This is a genomic window from Rhizobium sp. SEMIA4064 (genome assembly GCF_003025035.1).
GTDB classification, from domain to species: Bacteria; Pseudomonadota; Alphaproteobacteria; order Rhizobiales; family Rhizobiaceae; genus Rhizobium; species Rhizobium paranaense.
On the sequence record NZ_PYJN01000016.1, the window covers coordinates 282,751 to 298,230 of the forward strand.

14 protein-coding genes and 1 tRNA gene are annotated in these 15,480 nt (G+C 59.1%); 2 read left to right on the top strand and 13 right to left on the bottom strand.

Features of this window, described 5'->3' with window-relative positions:
• Positions 1-140: 140 nt before the first annotated feature.
• On the bottom strand, positions 141-1,604 hold the full coding sequence (locus tag C9E91_RS11355) for an FAD/NAD(P)-binding protein (protein WP_107108374.1): 1,464 nt from the start codon (positions 1,602-1,604) through the stop codon (positions 141-143).
• Between the two features lie 896 nt (positions 1,605-2,500).
• On the opposite strand from C9E91_RS11355, the gene C9E91_RS11360 reads away from it, so the two are divergent.
• Positions 2,501-2,767, top strand: a complete 267-nt coding sequence (locus tag C9E91_RS11360) for a hypothetical protein (RefSeq protein ID WP_107108375.1) — start codon at positions 2,501-2,503, stop codon at positions 2,765-2,767.
• 15 nt (positions 2,768-2,782) lie between these two features.
• Here C9E91_RS11360 and C9E91_RS11365 read toward each other — a convergent pair whose 3' ends face one another.
• The 9 genes from C9E91_RS11365 to C9E91_RS11405 form a co-directional block, all read right to left on the bottom strand.
• Entirely contained in the window at positions 2,783-3,067 is a 285-nt protein-coding gene (locus tag C9E91_RS11365) for a CopG family transcriptional regulator (protein WP_107108376.1), read from the bottom strand.
• A 937-nt stretch (positions 3,068-4,004) separates the two neighbouring features.
• Positions 4,005-4,080 (bottom strand) — tRNA-Lys (locus C9E91_RS11370).
• A gap of 125 nt (positions 4,081-4,205) precedes the next feature.
• Positions 4,206-5,123: a PhzF family protein gene (locus C9E91_RS11375; RefSeq protein WP_107108377.1), complete on the bottom strand. Its 918-nt coding sequence runs from the start codon at positions 5,121-5,123 to the stop codon at positions 4,206-4,208.
• An 82-nt stretch (positions 5,124-5,205) separates the two neighbouring features.
• Positions 5,206-5,952 carry a DNA mismatch repair protein MutT gene (locus C9E91_RS11380; RefSeq protein WP_107108378.1) on the bottom strand — a complete coding sequence of 249 codons (747 nt, stop codon included), beginning with the start codon at positions 5,950-5,952 and terminating at the stop codon, positions 5,206-5,208.
• Entirely contained in the window at positions 5,949-7,061 is a 1,113-nt protein-coding gene (locus C9E91_RS11385) for an endonuclease/exonuclease/phosphatase family protein (protein WP_107108379.1), read from the bottom strand. Before C9E91_RS11385 ends, C9E91_RS11380 begins: the two co-directional genes overlap by 4 nt.
• A 47-nt stretch (positions 7,062-7,108) precedes the next feature.
• Positions 7,109-8,104: an isopenicillin N synthase family dioxygenase gene (locus C9E91_RS11390; protein WP_107108380.1), complete on the bottom strand. Its 996-nt coding sequence runs from the start codon at positions 8,102-8,104 to the stop codon at positions 7,109-7,111.
• A gap of 86 nt (positions 8,105-8,190) precedes the next feature.
• A complete protein-coding gene (locus tag C9E91_RS11395; RefSeq protein WP_107108381.1) occupies positions 8,191-9,222 on the bottom strand; it encodes an ABC transporter ATP-binding protein in 1,032 nt (343 codons plus the stop codon).
• A complete protein-coding gene (locus C9E91_RS11400) occupies positions 9,210-10,904 on the bottom strand; it encodes an ABC transporter permease (RefSeq protein ID WP_107108382.1) in 1,695 nt (564 codons plus the stop codon). The genes C9E91_RS11395 and C9E91_RS11400 overlap by 13 nt, the downstream gene beginning before the upstream one ends.
• A gap of 16 nt (positions 10,905-10,920) precedes the next feature.
• On the bottom strand, positions 10,921-11,901 hold the full coding sequence (locus C9E91_RS11405) for an ABC transporter substrate-binding protein (protein WP_107108383.1): 981 nt from the start codon (positions 11,899-11,901) through the stop codon (positions 10,921-10,923).
• Between the two features lie 174 nt (positions 11,902-12,075).
• Between C9E91_RS11405 and C9E91_RS11410 the strand changes: the two genes are divergently transcribed.
• Positions 12,076-13,134, top strand: coding sequence for an aldo/keto reductase (locus tag C9E91_RS11410; RefSeq protein WP_107108384.1), 1,059 nt, complete (start codon positions 12,076-12,078; stop codon positions 13,132-13,134).
• 215 nt (positions 13,135-13,349) lie between these two features.
• On the opposite strand, the gene C9E91_RS11415 is transcribed toward C9E91_RS11410, so the two are convergent.
• From C9E91_RS11415 to C9E91_RS11425, 3 genes are all read right to left on the bottom strand, one after another.
• Entirely contained in the window at positions 13,350-14,579 is a 1,230-nt protein-coding gene (locus C9E91_RS11415) for an aminotransferase-like domain-containing protein (RefSeq protein WP_107108385.1), read from the bottom strand.
• An 86-nt stretch (positions 14,580-14,665) separates the two neighbouring features.
• Complete coding sequence (locus C9E91_RS11420; protein WP_107108386.1) at positions 14,666-15,079, bottom strand: type II toxin-antitoxin system VapC family toxin; 414 nt, start codon at positions 15,077-15,079, stop codon at positions 14,666-14,668.
• A gap of 3 nt (positions 15,080-15,082) precedes the next feature.
• On the bottom strand, positions 15,083-15,343 hold the full coding sequence (locus C9E91_RS11425; RefSeq protein WP_107108387.1) for a type II toxin-antitoxin system Phd/YefM family antitoxin: 261 nt from the start codon (positions 15,341-15,343) through the stop codon (positions 15,083-15,085).
• Positions 15,344-15,480 lie beyond the last annotated feature (137 nt).

A 15,480-nucleotide genomic window follows, 5' to 3' on the forward strand; every position in this document is an offset into this window, starting at 1 on the left:
CGGCTCTGTTCCGTCATTGACCACGGAAGTAACGCCGTCGCCTCCTCCGAACAAGACAATAACTCACAAATTGTATAGTTTATATGAGTAAATTTAGGCAAATGTATCGTCAAAGCAACGATTCTGCGTTTTTTATGCCTTTATGCAGCGCTGTTGTCGAGTTTTAGCTTGTTATGCTTGTGCTTGGTGTGGTCCGCAACTGCCGATACCACCTGCTCGGAGACGAAGACGGCATGCTCGATCACTTCAGGCAAGCCCATCAATTCGCCGAAAGTACCCCGGGCGAGAGGTCCTGAAATGAACAGCGATGGTGCCAACTTGCCGTCCACGCCGAGCGCTCGCGATGCCGTGTCGCAGGCAAGGCCGAGCCCTGCGGCATCGATAGCGAGATAGCCCGTATCCGCAAGCGCGCCGATCCAGCCTTGCGAGCCCAAAATGCCGCGATGGCCCGGCCCGGTCGTCACCACGACCGCGTCGAATTGGCGATTAAGGCTCTTATCCGATCGACCGAGCCGGAGCGTACATTCAATCACCTCGCCCCTCGCCTCTACGGATGCGACGGAGGCGGCGAACACCTCCAGCCTGCCGGCGCGAATCGCCTCTTCACTGACGGCCTCCACCTGCGGCGCAACACGGAAACGGTGCACATCCCAAAAGGGCCGCAAATGCCGCACGACGCGACGCCGCTCGTTGACCGGCAATGCCCGCCACAAATCCTGCCCCTGCGCGCGCACCTGATCGATGACCGCATGCCAACTCCACCCCTCGCCTTCCGCCGTGCGAATGGCGGCGCGCACCCGCCTCAGAAGATGAAGTGCCGTCCGCGACGGGTGACTGACGAAATCGCCGAACAGCTCCTGCTTGACCGGCGCATGCCCGCGCGACCGCAGCCCACGTCGCGAGATTGCGGTGATCGGTCCTTTGTGACCGCGCAGCTCGAGGGAGGCGATGACGTCAGCAGAAGTCAGGCCGTTACCGACCACCAGCACGCGGTCGGCGGCCCTGATAGCATCGAGTGCATCCGGCCGCGTTGGGTCCGCAACAAAACGCGGATGGCCGGCAAGCGCATTTTGCAACGACCGCGGCGGCAGCGGCGACGGATGGCTCGTGGCGATGACAAGGATATCCGCCTCCAAGCGCCGCCCCGCCTCGCCCGTAACCACCCAGCGGCCGTCTAGGCGCCGGACATCCGTAGCCTGCTCAGCAACATGAGTGATGGCGCCGCTATCGATAAAAGGCTGCACCATACTGCCGATATAACGACCAAAAAGCCCGCGCCGCGGAAACAGACCGCCATTCGCCGCGACAGCCGTCTCGTCGCCCTCCAGCGCATTGCTTTCCTGAAGCCAACGCTGGAAATGCTCGATGTCGTCGGGAAGCAGGCTCATCTTTGCCGCCGGCACATTGATGCGATGGGCAGGGTCGCGGGTATCATAGGCAAGCCCGGCCCCGAGTCTGGCGCGCGGTTCGAAAATGAAGAGCTGACCGGGCTGCAGCGCTTGCGATTGCAGTAAGTGAAAGGCAACCGCCGCCCCGGAAACGCCGCCGCCAATGATTGCGATGACAGGCCGATCACGCGACTGATCGTGAGAACAAGTGGTCATCGTCAAATCCTTCCAGATCGCTCGACTGCGCGGGACACCTCGCCGCCATCAACCGCGCATGTCCCAAGGCATAGGAATATACTCTATAAAATTTATTGACAATACGACGCCGACGGCAGCTCGATGGTTTTCCAATGGGCCGCTAGCATTCATCAAGCCGAGAAGAGCTGTGCAAACAAGCACTTGGTTGTGCCTCGCACAATAGCTCTATTGCACCGCAAGATGTGAAAATCTTGGCATACACGGAACAAAGGCACATACTGCCGATTGTTCTGGTACGTGTTCTCTGGGAGGAGAAACATCATGGAACTGCTCCACCTGCTGACCCCCTTCGACTATATGCTGGTTCTGGTTCTCGCAGCCATTTTGGTATTCAGCGTGATGGAAGGCGGCGGGCATAAAAGGCATTAATTAAGCCCCAAACCGAATGGCGGAATCCAGAGGCCAGCGATGGCGAATTGGTATAGCTGTGCGTCCGCCGCTCATCCCCGTTTCTCAACTCCAATTTCATAAGTCGGTCCTGCTCCGAAAGCGATCCGTCGATCGCACCGGTGGTACATACCAATGCGGGGAACTTCCTTTAACGCCGGCAGTTAGATTCAGAGATCTATGAGTTCGGCCATGGCCACGCACGAAAGCCACCTTGCGCTCATTCTTTATGCCGGAGCAGTCATCGCGATGGGATGCATCTTGATCGTCGCGACGCTAATTGCGCCGGACCCCGATTATTCGAACCGCCTCCCGGCATCGCCTTATGCAATAAATCATGTGCAATGAAGTTGCGGCGATGGCGCTGACCATGCTCAGAGCGTGCACAGCCACGGAAGACGTCTGCAACGAAATCTGATAGCATAACCGTCGTCTTCTGGATCGGCCATTTCACGATGGAGGGTCACATGGTCCGCACCCCTGCACTATCGTTCGCCTTCCTCATGCTCGCGCTGTCGACACTCAGTGCGGCAACCGTCGATCCAGCCACTGTGACCTGCAAAGAGTATAATTCGGATAGTCACCAAGGCATGCAGGACATAATCTCAGCAGTGTATGATGCCACCAGAGGCGACCCAAAGCTTGGCACGCTCAAGGAAAGCAAATTGGGCGAAACCATCGACAAAGCCTGCGCTGCGAATCCAGACGCGAAGGTGATCGACGCGCTGCACTGATCAGTGGTTCGTTGCTCAGGCAGAGCCATCCACCGGGCTATCCAGCTCCCGCATCGGCAGATATGAGTTCGTCTTCAGCCATTCCTTGAGGATGTAGCGGATCATGTCGTTTCGCGTCATACCGAGTTCGTCGGCGATGCTGGCAATCACGTCTTCTACATCGCCATCCAAGGCCACCGAGGCGGAATTTCTGAGCATCAACGCAGTTCGCCGCAATATGATCTGAAGTTCTGCACGCGACATATCCGCGACGCGGTTGGCGGCGTCTTCAAGCAAACCGGCATACTCGCGTGTCGTCATCCGGGCCCTCCTTTCGCAACGACGTATCGCGCCGTTAGCGAAACAGAACCCAGGCCCGCGAGGATTGTTCCCAACCGACGGCTCAGCGTCAACCGTGCTCAAGAGGCTTGCAGCCGGTGAATGGCTCAAATTCATCAACGGCGTCACGGAGAATGTGCGGCTCTAACCGCAGTCAACTGAGCGCGGAGCATCCTTCGGTGCACTTCTGCTTCGCAGCTCAGCCAATTCTTCTCATTTGGGGAAGGCTCTTAAGGGAAGGATATCGCCCTGGGCTCAATCAGACGGGACCAATCAGTCCACTTACTGAAGCATCTTCGCAATGTGCGGCGGCTGTGGCACTGGGCTCTCGTGGCGCACTGAAGTGACCCCGGTAATAACAGCAACTGCTGCAACCACTATATAAATAATGGTCCCTTTAGGCTTTCGGTCCGAGAGGCAATGCCTTGTCGACTCTAGCGAGCGCGAATGTTCAGACATCTTTTTCCTTTGGCGTTGACGGACATATACTTAGTCGATCAGTAGCGCCTAATGAATGGATAGAATCGCGTGCCTCCTTTGCAAGGGACGAATAGCAGTCGGTTCTGCCTGACTGCGGAGATGGAGGTGTTGGCAGATAGACTCACCGCAATAGTCGCTTGTCCGCTCTCCAAACGGAAGTATCGAATCGAGTCGCTTTGGCGATTAGGATCTTAGGCGGCTGGGGATCGCTATTGAGGAGAGTACCCAGCGCATGTGGGCGGCTGCGGCTCCCTGCATGAGCGCAAAATTCCCTTAGATCAATGTCAACATTTTGATCACGACGCAGGAGGCCGATGTTCGGGATTATTTCGGGACGTTGCGTTCTGCAGAAGGGATTTTGATGCTTCATGGCTCCCGCTCGAATGGCGGAAGCTAATAAGCATTTTCAGCGATGTTCCTGACAAATCAAGAAGATAAATGGTGGGTGATGTAGGGCTCGAACCTACGACCCGCTGATTAAGAGTCAGCTGCTCTACCAACTGAGCTAATCACCCGTAACCGCTCGCTCGCGGTGTGACCGGGCATATAAATAGGATCGGTTTGATTGTCCAGCGGCCAGATGAATTTTCTTTGGTTAATCGTCAAAAAAATTTCGAAGAGCCCCAAAAACCTTACAAAATCAAAGCTCAAGAATTCCGGTCGCGACGCGTATGGCCTGACCGCCGATGCGGGCGTTGGCGATTTCGCCGCCGTCGATGTCGATATGGAGATGGATGAAGGAAGGGCGGCCCATCTCGACTCCTTGTTCGACGATGACCGGATGGTGGCCATCCGGCAGGCGGTCGAAGTGGTTGATGGCGCCGGAGAGCGCGGCCACCGCCGAGCCTGTTGCCGGGTCCTCGAGAATGCCCATCCCGACCGGGAACATGCGGGCATGGAACTTGGCCGTGTGATTGAGCGCGCCGCGACAGTAGATGAAGGCCGAGGCGAGCGCACCGTCGACGAAGGGGACGGTCTTTTCCCAAAGCTGCGGATCGAACTCCATCCGCTCGGCCGAGCCGACATCGTGCACCGGCACCAGCAGGAACGGCACGCCGGCGCTCCAGATCGACGGCACATGATTCTCGAAACCGATCTCGGTGATCTTCAAGCTGAGTGCATTGGCGATATCGGCCCTGTCGAGAGGCAGCATGATCTGCTGTGACTTCCGCGGCAGGTCGAATTCGGCGAAACTCGCGCTCCTCTGCCGCAATCTCACAGCGCAGCGCACCGGCCCCACTCGCTCATCAAGAACCGAAACCAGATCGACGTCGCCGCCATGGCTGGCATGCGTCCGCTCGGCCAGCGCAATCGCCGTGCCAACGGTCGGGTGGCCGGCGAAAGGCAGCTCGCGGCCGGGCGTGAAGATGCGCAGGCTTGCCGTATGCGCCGGATTTTGCGGCGGTAGAACGAACACCGTCTCGGAGAGATTCATTTCCTTGGCGATCGCCTGCATCGCCTCGTCATCCAATCCCTCGGCGTCGAAGATGACTGCCAGCGGATTGCCCGCGAGTTTGCTGTCGGTGAATACATCATAGACACTGAAGCTGCGGGCCACCCCTGCCTCCATTACGTGACTCTAGACTGTAGAACCCTGCTCAACCATACATAACGGCAACGCATTTGAGCGCAAGCTAAAGCTATTCCTGACGACCGAAGAACCACGCAAGAATTGGCGGCATTGCCGCGCTGTAACGATGCGCCGCAGGATCGGCCGAACGAATGGCAACCGCGTCGTCGATTTCCTTTTCGTGGTCCACCAGCATATGCGCACGGATCCGCGTGAGCATCTCTTCCGCTGTCCAGGGAAACCGGAAGATGCGGAACAGCGTGACGGAAAGATTCTCATGCGTGGCGTAATAGCCCGGCTCTGCGACGGCATCGCCAAGATCGAGGCCGGTTTCCTCCATGACTTCGCGCCGCATGTTGCCCTCGATATCGCAGTGCCCGTCGACAATATCGTTTTCATCCATCGAACCCGCAGCGCAATAGACCTGGCCGGGATTGGCGGTATGCTCCGCCATACGGATGGCGATGATCGCGCCGTCGGAGGAGACGGCGACCGGAAAAGCAAAGACGTGGAAACCGCCGCTGCGCTCCGCTTGTTTGCGCCACCACATGAATGTGGAGAACGGCGTAACATAGGCCTCGCCCTTCACGGCCTGCTCGCTGACCGACAAACGATGCTGGAAGACCATCCGCCCATCGAAAAGTGCCGGATTGGCGGCGATCTCCTTCTCCCAGTTTTCCTGCGCCGCCTTGGCATTGCTGAGATGAAAGGGATGGTCGCCGGCAACAACGGCGAGATTAACGTGCGCGACCGGGAATACGGTCTTTTCCGGTGGCCAGGCGGCCACATCGTTTCGCAATTTGAAAGCGTGGGTCATAGTAGATCCAATGTCATGACTACGGGGCAATGATCGGAGGCCTTCGGCCTATCCCAACCGGTGCGTGGATAACGTTCTACCTCTTGTCCGGGCGGAAATATGGTACGGAAAGGCTGACCGGAGCGAACGACGTCGGGCAAGCGCGCCGCATTGGCACGCGCCAAGGCCGGAGACAGCCAGATATAGTCGAGCTGGCAAAGCCACTGCTCCTGCGGCCCGCGGGCGTGATACAGCGTCCAGCGATCCAAGGCATCGCGCCGACGCATGACGTTTTCAGCGAAACCGTCCTTACTGAAGACATCGAGCGCGCTGCTCTCTTCATCGCGATGCTTGAAGCGATAGCCGGTATGGCGTGTGCCGATGACGTCGACGCGCTCCTGATAGTCATTCATATCGCCGCAGATGGCGAAATTCTTCTTGGCCGTATGACCGGCGCCAAAACGGTTTTCGATGATGCGGCGTACGCCAAGCGTCTCGGCGCGGCGGACCGGCATGGTCGAATCGCGACCATCGACACCTTCCCGCCCTGGCCCCATCGATTTCAGATGCACGACATAGAGAGAAAGCGGAACGCCACCGATGGTCAAATCAAGCTCCAGGCAATCGCGCTTGAAGATCTTGTCGTCCACATGCAGGCCAAGTTCCGCCAGTTCATCGCTGAAAAGGCCGAAATCTCGATAAGTCACCATGGCGTGACTTTTGATATCCCTGAGCACGATCGGCTGCCCGTCACGCGTCTCCTCGCGCATCATCACGGCAACATCGATACCCCTGGCGTCATTGCCCTCGATCAGGAATTTCTGCCGGTAGCCATTGCCGACCATGCGGTAGAGATAGCCGTATTCGAAGGCCTGCAGCGCCGCCATGCTGTCGACTTCCTGCAGGCAAATGATGTCGGCATCCGCATCGGCTATCGCAAGCGCCGTCATCTGCCTCGTATCGTCGGTAGCGGCCACCACGCGCGCTGCTTCCAGTTGCTGGTAGATGATCTCGTTCTGCACATCGAACAGCTTCAACACACGGTCCTGGCGCAACTGATTGCGGAAACCGGTGTAATCGAAACGGGTCAGCAGGTTTTCGACATTGAAGGTGGCAAGGCGCAGGGACATCTGGCATTCCGGTTTGTGTAGATATGAGCCGGCTTAGCTCGCCCAAATCAATTGGGCTTGGCCGTGACGGTCGATTTGAACTTGCCCATGAGATAGGGGCCGGAGAGAACGGGGGCATATTTCGGCTCCTCGCCCGGCGGAAGGCACGACGGCAGACAGGCGATCTCGGCAAACCAGTTCGGCTGGTGAAAGAACGCCAGCGACTGCCGTCGTTGCATGCCGCCTTCTTCGGGTGGCGGATTGACGACGCGGTGCACCGTCGAAACCCAGCGATCATTGGTCCACAGCGCCATCAGGTCACCGATATTGATGACAAAAGAGCCGGGTACCGGAGGCACCGGCGTCCATTGACCGTCCGGCGCGATGATCTCCAGCCCCTTGGAGCCCGGCTGCGGCAGCAGGATCGTCAGGCTGCCGTAATCGGTATGAGCCCCGGCACGCAACTGGCCCGGCTGTGGCGGGACACGCTGCTCGGGATAATTCAGCGCCCTGAGCGCGCTAATCGGTGCGTCGACGTAGCCGTCGAAGAAGTGCTCGTCGAGACCGAGTGCGATGGCAAAGACGCGCATGATCCGCGCTGCCAAATCCTCCATCGAACGGTAATAGGCCTTCCACGCCTCTGCAAAGCCTTCCGGGCCGTCCGGCCAGATGGTGGCGGCATAGCAGAAGCCGAGCGCTTCCGGGTCGGTCATGCCGGCCGGCACGGCAGGCGGCCCGCCATTGAAACTCTCCTTGAGATCGGGCGGCGTGTCGATATTGCGCGATTTCGAGAGTGCTTCGGTGCCCGGTCCGAGATAGCCATAGGGGTAGCCGGGATACGGCGCTTTTGCCCGTTGCTTGACATCGGCGGGCCGATCAAAAAAAGCCCGCGTCTTTGCCCATATGGCTCCGATCACAGCCTCATCGACACCATGGTTGGCAATCGCCAGAAAGCCGGTCGAACGGCAGATCTCGTCGACCTCTGCACCAAGCCGCCTCTTCTCCCCTTCGCCGGCCGCCTCGAAGGCGCCGAGATCGAAGATCGGGAAGTTGTGATCGGACATGGCGCGACTCCCATTCGTGACATCGGGCAACTCAAGCACAGGTAAAAGCGGCGAACAACCGTATTGTCTTCTGCTCACGACACCGATCATAGCCGCCATGCCGACCGAACGGCGACCGCATAGATATCGCCCGGTTTCACCGCCTCGCGGCTATAGGCCCGGAGCACCTGACCATCCGGCAGCGACAGCCGCAATGCATAGCGCTCGCCTTCGTAAAGGACGGATTCCACCCTGCAAGAGATGCCCTCAGCATCGGCGACAACATCCTCGGGCCGAATAAGGATATTGGCATGCAAGGTCTTGTCCTCCTGCTCCCTCCAAATCATCTTCAGCGCCGGCCAATCGATAAGCCGCGGCTTACCATCCGGAATGGCGAGCGACAGAATCGCACCCTGCCCCACCAATCCGCCGACCAGCCGTCCCTCCGGCCGTGCATAGATTTCCGCCGGGGCTGCGACCTGCAGCAGCCGTCCCTCGGACATGACGGCGACATCCGTCGCCAGTGCCATCGCCTCGCTCTGGTCGTGGGTGACATAGACCATGGTGGCGCCGGAGCGCTGATGGAATTCGCGGAAGGTCTCCTCCATCTCCTTCTTGAGATGACGATCGAGATTGGCAAGCGGCTCATCCAGCAGCACGACATCCGGCGATGTCACCAGGCAGCGCGCCAGCGCCACGCGCTGACGCTGGCCGCCGGAAAGATCCGCAGGCCGCCGTTCGGCGTAGTCGTCCAGGCGTACGGTCGACAAAGCCTCGCGCACCTTCTGACGGTAGCGCTCGCCGGAAATGCCGCGCACTTTCAGCGGATAGCCGACATTGGCGGCAACGTTCATATGCGGCCAAAGGGCGTAGGATTGGAACACCATCGCCATGTTGCGCCGCTCCGGCGGCAACATGTTCGCGGCATCGGCCAGCAGACGTTCGCCGAGATGGATCGAACCATCCGTCGGCTGCTCGAAGCCTGCGATCATTCTCAGTACCGTCGTTTTGCCGCAGCCGGACGGCCCGAGCAGCGCCAGGAAACCACCTTCTCGGACCTCCAGCGACAGCGCCTTGACCGCCGGGCGGCCACCCGTGCCGAAATCCTTGCTGACGTGATTGAGAATCAGCTTCGCCACGGCACCACTCCCTTCGGCAGGCGCTTGGCCAGAATTTCCAGCACCAGCATCATGGTGACCACCATGGCGATGACGATGACCGACATGGCGGAGGCGAGATCGGCGCTGCCGCCGTCATCGAGATTGTAGATGACGACGCCGAGCGTCTGCGTGCCTGCCGACCAGAGCAAAGCGGAAACGGTCAGCTCGTTGCAGGCGATGAGAAAGACCAGGATGACCGAAGCGCCCGCCGCCGGCGCGATCAGCGGTACGATGATATCGGCCAGGCGGCGGAAGAAACCGGCGCCCGAGAGACGTGCTGCCTCCTCCAGCGCCGGATCGAGCTGCAGAAAAGCGCTCATCACCGGCTTGAGGCTGACGGCGAAATAGGCCGAGAAATAGGCGAGCAGAATGATCCAGATCGTGCCGTAAAGCGTGATGTTGAGAACCGGCAGCGGCGCTGCGAAAACCAGGATGAAGCAAACGGCGACGATAATTCCTGGCAGCGAATAGGGAATTTCGATCAGCGCGCCGACGATCCGGCTCAGCATATCCTTGCGCCGCGTCAGGGAGTAAGCCGCCAGCACAGTCACCGCGAGGAGACCAAGCGCCGTCATGCTGGAAAGGAACAAGGAATTGGAGAAAGCAACGCGCGTCACCGCCTGCCGAAACAGGATTTCGGTGAAGGCATGCAGCGAGGCCGTCTTGACGGTCAGAGGCACGCCATAGGCCGGTACCAGCGCGCCGGCGACCAGCGCGAAGAACGGCGCGACCAGCATGATGAACAGGATCGCCCAAAGCAGCGGCACGGCCGCAAGACGCCAACGGCCGAGCGCGAAGGCGGCGGAGGCACCGGAAAGGCCGATGACGCGGTAATCCCGCCCCTTCAACGCCCTGCCCTGTACAGCAAGCCCGGCAACCGAAATCACCGCGATCATCGTCGACAGCACGGCGATATCACCGAATGTGCGCGGGCCAAAACTGGAGAATTTGGTGAAGATCAGCGTCGACAAGGTGAAGATCGAAGCTGGAATGCCGAGGATCGCCGGGATACCGAAATTGCCGACAGAAGAGACAAAGGCGATGGCGGCGCCGGCAATGACACCGGGCAGTGACAACGGCAGAATGATGTCGCGGAACACGCGAAATCCGGAAGCACCCGAAAGCCTGGCCGCCTCGACACCATCGCGCGGCAGCGCCATCAGGCCGGCCCGGAGCGCGAGATAGACCAGCGGCGCGTGCTGTACACCATAAAGCAGTGCAATGCCGCCGACGGAATAAAGCGGCCGCGGCGAGCCGAGCGGCGGTGCAATGTGCAGCGCCTTCAACAAGGGGCTGGATGGGCCGGACATCTGCACCCAGGCAAGTGCCGTCACCTGCGGCGGGATCATCATCGGCAGGACGAAAAGAAAGCCGAGCGGCCCCCTACCCGGAATGTCGGTCAATGTCAGCAGGAAGGCAAAGAGGCAGCCGAGCATCACAGAAATGACCGTACCGAACACGGCGGTCTCGACCGTATACCAAGTCGAACGCCAAAGAGCGGGATCGGTGATCAGTTCATGGGCCCCGCCGCGCAGCAGCGCCCCGATGCCAACCTCCGCCAGCCGCGCCAGGGGCAGCACGCTCAAGAGCATCACGATGACAACGACAAAAGGAAACAGCCAGGTCGGCTGGCTGTTTCCCCTACGCACATATCCGTACATCGACCGTCCGATTGGATCACTTCGATCCGTAGTAGGAAGAGAAGGTCTTCAGATCCTGGTCGGTGTTCTTCAGAGCTTCGGCCGCATTCAACGGCAAAACTTTGATGCTGTCACGCGCCGGGAAACCGGCGGGCAGCGACATGCCGTTGCGGGCGGGAATATAGCCGAGCTTCAGGAAGCCTTGCTGGCCTTTTTCCGACAGAGCGTAATCGACGAACTTCTTGGCGGCGTCTACATGCTTGGCGCTGGCGAGGATGCCGACCGGCTCGGTCACGGCCGAAACGCCTTCGGTCGGGAAAACGAACTCCAGGGGCGCACCCTTGGCCTTTTCGCGGATCGGCATGTAGTCGACGACCATGCCGTAAGCCTTCTCGCCGGAAGCAACGGCCTTGAGCACCGCGCCATTGCCGCCGGAAGCGATTGCGCCATTGGCAGCAAGGTTCTTGTAATAATCCCAGCCGAGGCTACCGACGCCGGTAAGCGTCTGCGCGTGAATGAGAGCCGCACCCGAAGCGAGCGGGCTAGGCATGGCAACAAGGCCCTTGGCCCCCGGCTTGGTCAGATCCTGCCAGCTCGTCGGCTTCATCGAGGCGGCCGTGTTGTAGACGATGCCGGTCGTGATCAGCTTGGTGGAATAATAATAGCCGTCGGCATCGTAGAGCGACGGATCGTAATTTGCGGCTTCGGGCGACTTATAGGCCAGCAGCTTTCCGGCTTCCTTCAAACGCTCCAGCGTCACCGTATCGGCGATCAGAAGAACGTCGGCGACCGGAGCACCAGCCTGGATTTCCGCCTGCAGCTTGGCAATGATCTGCGGGGTACCGTCGCGAACCCAATCGACCTTGATGCCGGGATTGGCAGCCATGAAGCCATCGACGGTTGCCTGTGCATCTTCGTTCGGCTGGCTGGTGTAGAGCACGAGGTCGGCGGCCGCAGCCGAGCCGGAGAAAAGGGCGACGGCCAACAGGCCGGCGAGAGCGGAAACAAACGTCTTCATGAAGCGTCCTCGGCTGAGTGATGAGAAGGGTTCCTTAGCGAGGCCGGTTAACATGATTGTGACAATCCGCAATCGCGAGCCGAACCGTTCATACTATCATTCGACCTTGACCATAAGCGCCCTGCACTATCTCCTAGCGCGCGAGTTTCAGCTTCGGTTTTTGGAGGATAATCTATGGAATACCGTCTGCTTGGCCGCTCCGGCCTCAAAGTTTCGACCATTACCATGGGCACGATGACCTTCGGCGGTGTCGGCTGGGCAAAGACTGTCGGCGATCTCGGCGTCAGCGAGGCTAAGCGGCTTGTCGACATGTGCCTCGATGCCGGCGTTAACCTGATCGACACGGCCGATGTCTACTCGCAAGGGGCTTCTGAAGAAATCCTCGGCGAGATCATCGGCGGCCCGCGCAAGAACGGCGTATTGATCGCCACCAAGGCCCGCTTCCCGATGGGTCCCGGCGTCAACGATGCCGGCTCCTCGCGCCAGCACCTGATCCAGGCCTGCGAAGCCAGCCTGAAGCGGATGAAGACCGACGTCATCGATCTCTACCAGTTGCATGAATGGGACGGCCAGACGCCGCTCGAAGAAACGATGGAGGCGCTTGATACACTCATCCGCCAAGGCAAGGTGCGTTACATCGGCTGCTCGAATTTTTCCGGCTGGCACATCATGAAGGCGCTCGGCGTCAGCGAGCGCGACAAGCGCGAACGCTTCGTCAGCCAGCAGATCCACTACACGCTCGAAGCGCGTGACGCGGAATATGAGCTGCTGCCGGTCAGCATCGATCAAGGGCTCGGCGTCCTCGTCTGGAGCCCGATCGCCGGCGGTCTTCTCTCCGGCAAGCATCGCCGCAACCAGGCGACGCCGGAGGGTACGCGCCAGTTCGCCGGCTGGACCGAACCGCCAATCCGCGACGAGAACCGCCTGTGGAACATCGTCGATACGCTGGTGGAGATTGCCGACGGTCGTGGCGTCTCGGCGGCGCAGGTGGCGCTGGCCTGGCTGATCGGCCGCAAGGGTGTCACATCCGTCATCATCGGCGGCCGCACGGACGCGCAATTCAAGGACAATCTCGCCAGCGCCGAACTGAAGCTGACGCAAGAAGAACGCAAGCGCCTCGACGACGTCAGCCTGCCGCGGTTGCTCTATCCCTACTGGCACCAGCGCAATACCGCCAGCGACCGGCTCAGCGAAGCCGACCTATCGCTGATTGCGCCACATTTGGCGAAGTAAGCAAAACACAACACCTTCTCTCTCGCGGAGAGAAGGTGGGCTCGAGCGATAGAGTGAAACGAAATCGCGAGAGGCCGGATGAGGGGGACACCTCGCATCGCGAGGTGAGTCTTGAGCGGCAAGCGAAAGACATCCCTTACGGTGCAACGCCCCCTCAACCTGAGCTTCGCTCGACCTTCTCCCCGCTGGGGAGAAGGTAAAAATTGAAGTAAAGACTAAGCCGCCATTGCTCCAATCTCGTCGGCAATCAATTTGCCGAGCCGCGATATTCCCTCATCGATCATCTGCTCGTTGGCGCAGGAGAAGCTGACGCGGAAAGTGTTCGGGCCGGAGCCATCGGCAAAGAAGGCCTGACCCGGCACGAAGGCGACCTTTGCCGTCTCCAGCGATTTTGCAAGCAGCTTGGCGCCGTCCATGCCCTTCGGCAGAGTGATCCAGACGAACATACCGCCCTCGGGCTTCGTCCAGCTCGTACCCTCAGGCATGTATTTCGCAAGCGCCGCCAGCATGCAGTCGCGGCGGTGGCTGTAGGTCTTGCGGACCTTGGCAACCTGCGCATCGAAGCCGCGTTCGGCGACCTGATGGATGGCGATCTGGTTGATGGTCGAGGAATGCAGATCGGCCGCCTGCTTCATCAGCACCAATTTGCGAATGACTGGCGCGTTCGCAACGACGAAACCAACACGAAGACCCGGGGCCAAGGTCTTGGAAAAACTGCCACAATAGATCGTCCGCGTATCGTTGATATTGCCTTTGCGGGCAATTTCCAGCGCCAGGATCGGCGGGATCGCTTCGCCGTCATAACGCAGCGACTGATAGGCCGCATCTTCGATGATGGCGATATCCATCTCGTCGGCGAGATCGATCAGCTTTTCGCGGGAGTCCAGATCGACGGTTTCGCCAGTCGGATTGGCAAAATCGGCGGAGAGATAGGCGAACTTCACCTTGCCGCCCGCCTGCTCGGCAGCCGCGCGGTAGGAGGCCGGCGTGCGGTTACCGTTCGGGGTGAGCTGATCATAGGTCGGCTCATAGGCATTGAAGGCCTGCAGCGCACCGAGATAGGTCGGTGCGGTGACGAGTGCCGTGTCCTTCGGCGACAGGAAGAGCTTACCGAGATAATCGAGACCTTGTTGCGAACCGGAAACGATGAAGACGTTTTCGAGCTCGCAGGGAACGCCAAGCGCCACCATCTGGCTGACCAGCCATTCGCGCAGCGGCTTGTAGCCTTCGCTGACCGAATATTGCAGGGCGGCGTTGACAGCCGGACCGGAAAAGATGTCGGCATAAGCCTGCTTGAATTCCTGATCCGGAAACAGCGCCGGATCGGGAATGCCGCCGGCGAACGAGATGATGTCTGGACGCTCCAGCAGCTTCAACAGTTCGCGGATTTCGGAGGCGCGCATACGGCTCGAACGCGTCGCAAAGATATTTTCCCAATTCAACATGGGGTTTCCTCGTAATTTTTGGTCTTTGCACCACAAGACCACGCAACAAACGATAAGTCAATAATGCTGACCTATTTTGTGCGCTCTCAAGAAGATTTATAGTCGAAAGGGTTGAGAACAGTGACGGGAAAGCTCGAGAAATCGACGATATCCCGTGAAACGATAGTGAGATTATGAACCGATGCGGTCGCCGCGATCATTGCATCGGCAATCAGCGTCGGCGATTTGCGATGCATGAATTGCGCCCATCGGATCATGCATTCCGCATCTAAGGAAATGACCCGAATTCCAAGCTTTAGACTATCCAGCCAACGCGTGAGTTCGCTCGCTTTCTGCGGATCGGTTTCCCTAGTCAGTTCAATGCCGCGCTGGATCTCACCGATAGTAACGGCTGAAATTGCAAGATCGCTATCCCCAACGGTGCCGATCCAAGCAAGTACCGCACCATGGGGTTTCATCCTGCGTAGTTCGGAGACCACGTTCGTATCGAGCAGGTACAAGTATCAACCCTCGCTCAGACTGATATCTCGCCATACCCATTCCTTGCGAGACGGAACATCGAGTTCGAATCTCGGTTCGGGCGCTAGGAGGACTTCTTTAGCAGACGGCTTAGCGCGCCTGTTCAATGCCTCCCATTCAGAAACGGAAATAAGCACTGCTTTGGGCTCGCCTCTTTTTGACACGAGCTGCGGTCCCTCCTCCAAAGAGGCATCAAGCATCTCGCTAAATTTCGCTTTCGCGTCTTGAACTGGCCACTGCCGCATAACACGCTCCTTCTGACTAGTTTTAAGACTAGTTACTTTTATAGCCCGTTCAAGCTCTAATTTCACCTGCAATCCCGCTATTCTGACAATTGGGCCTTGATGTGAGCGCAAAGGGCAGCAGTATTCGAGATAGAAAT

What these genes read in the sequence shown, in the direction of transcription:
- C9E91_RS11380 (WP_107108378.1), bottom strand. Translation starts at nt 5,952, where the DNA reads ATGACCCACGCTTTCAAATTGCGAAACGATGTGGCCGCCTGGCCACCG.
- C9E91_RS11425 (WP_107108387.1), bottom strand. Translation starts at nt 15,343, where the DNA reads ATGCGGCAGTGGCCAGTTCAAGACGCGAAAGCGAAATTTAGCGAGATG.
- C9E91_RS11360 (WP_107108375.1), top strand. Translation starts at nt 2,501, where the DNA reads ATGGTCCGCACCCCTGCACTATCGTTCGCCTTCCTCATGCTCGCGCTG.
- C9E91_RS11415 (WP_107108385.1), bottom strand. Translation starts at nt 14,579, where the DNA reads ATGTTGAATTGGGAAAATATCTTTGCGACGCGTTCGAGCCGTATGCGC.
- C9E91_RS11410 (WP_107108384.1), top strand. Translation starts at nt 12,076, where the DNA reads ATGGAATACCGTCTGCTTGGCCGCTCCGGCCTCAAAGTTTCGACCATT.
- C9E91_RS11405 (WP_107108383.1), bottom strand. Translation starts at nt 11,901, where the DNA reads ATGAAGACGTTTGTTTCCGCTCTCGCCGGCCTGTTGGCCGTCGCCCTT.
- C9E91_RS11355 (WP_107108374.1), bottom strand. Translation starts at nt 1,604, where the DNA reads ATGACCACTTGTTCTCACGATCAGTCGCGTGATCGGCCTGTCATCGCA.
- C9E91_RS11390 (WP_107108380.1), bottom strand. Translation starts at nt 8,104, where the DNA reads ATGTCCGATCACAACTTCCCGATCTTCGATCTCGGCGCCTTCGAGGCG.
- C9E91_RS11400 (WP_107108382.1), bottom strand. Translation starts at nt 10,904, where the DNA reads ATGTACGGATATGTGCGTAGGGGAAACAGCCAGCCGACCTGGCTGTTT.
- C9E91_RS11365 (WP_107108376.1), bottom strand. Translation starts at nt 3,067, where the DNA reads ATGACGACACGCGAGTATGCCGGTTTGCTTGAAGACGCCGCCAACCGC.
- C9E91_RS11385 (WP_107108379.1), bottom strand. Translation starts at nt 7,061, where the DNA reads ATGTCCCTGCGCCTTGCCACCTTCAATGTCGAAAACCTGCTGACCCGT.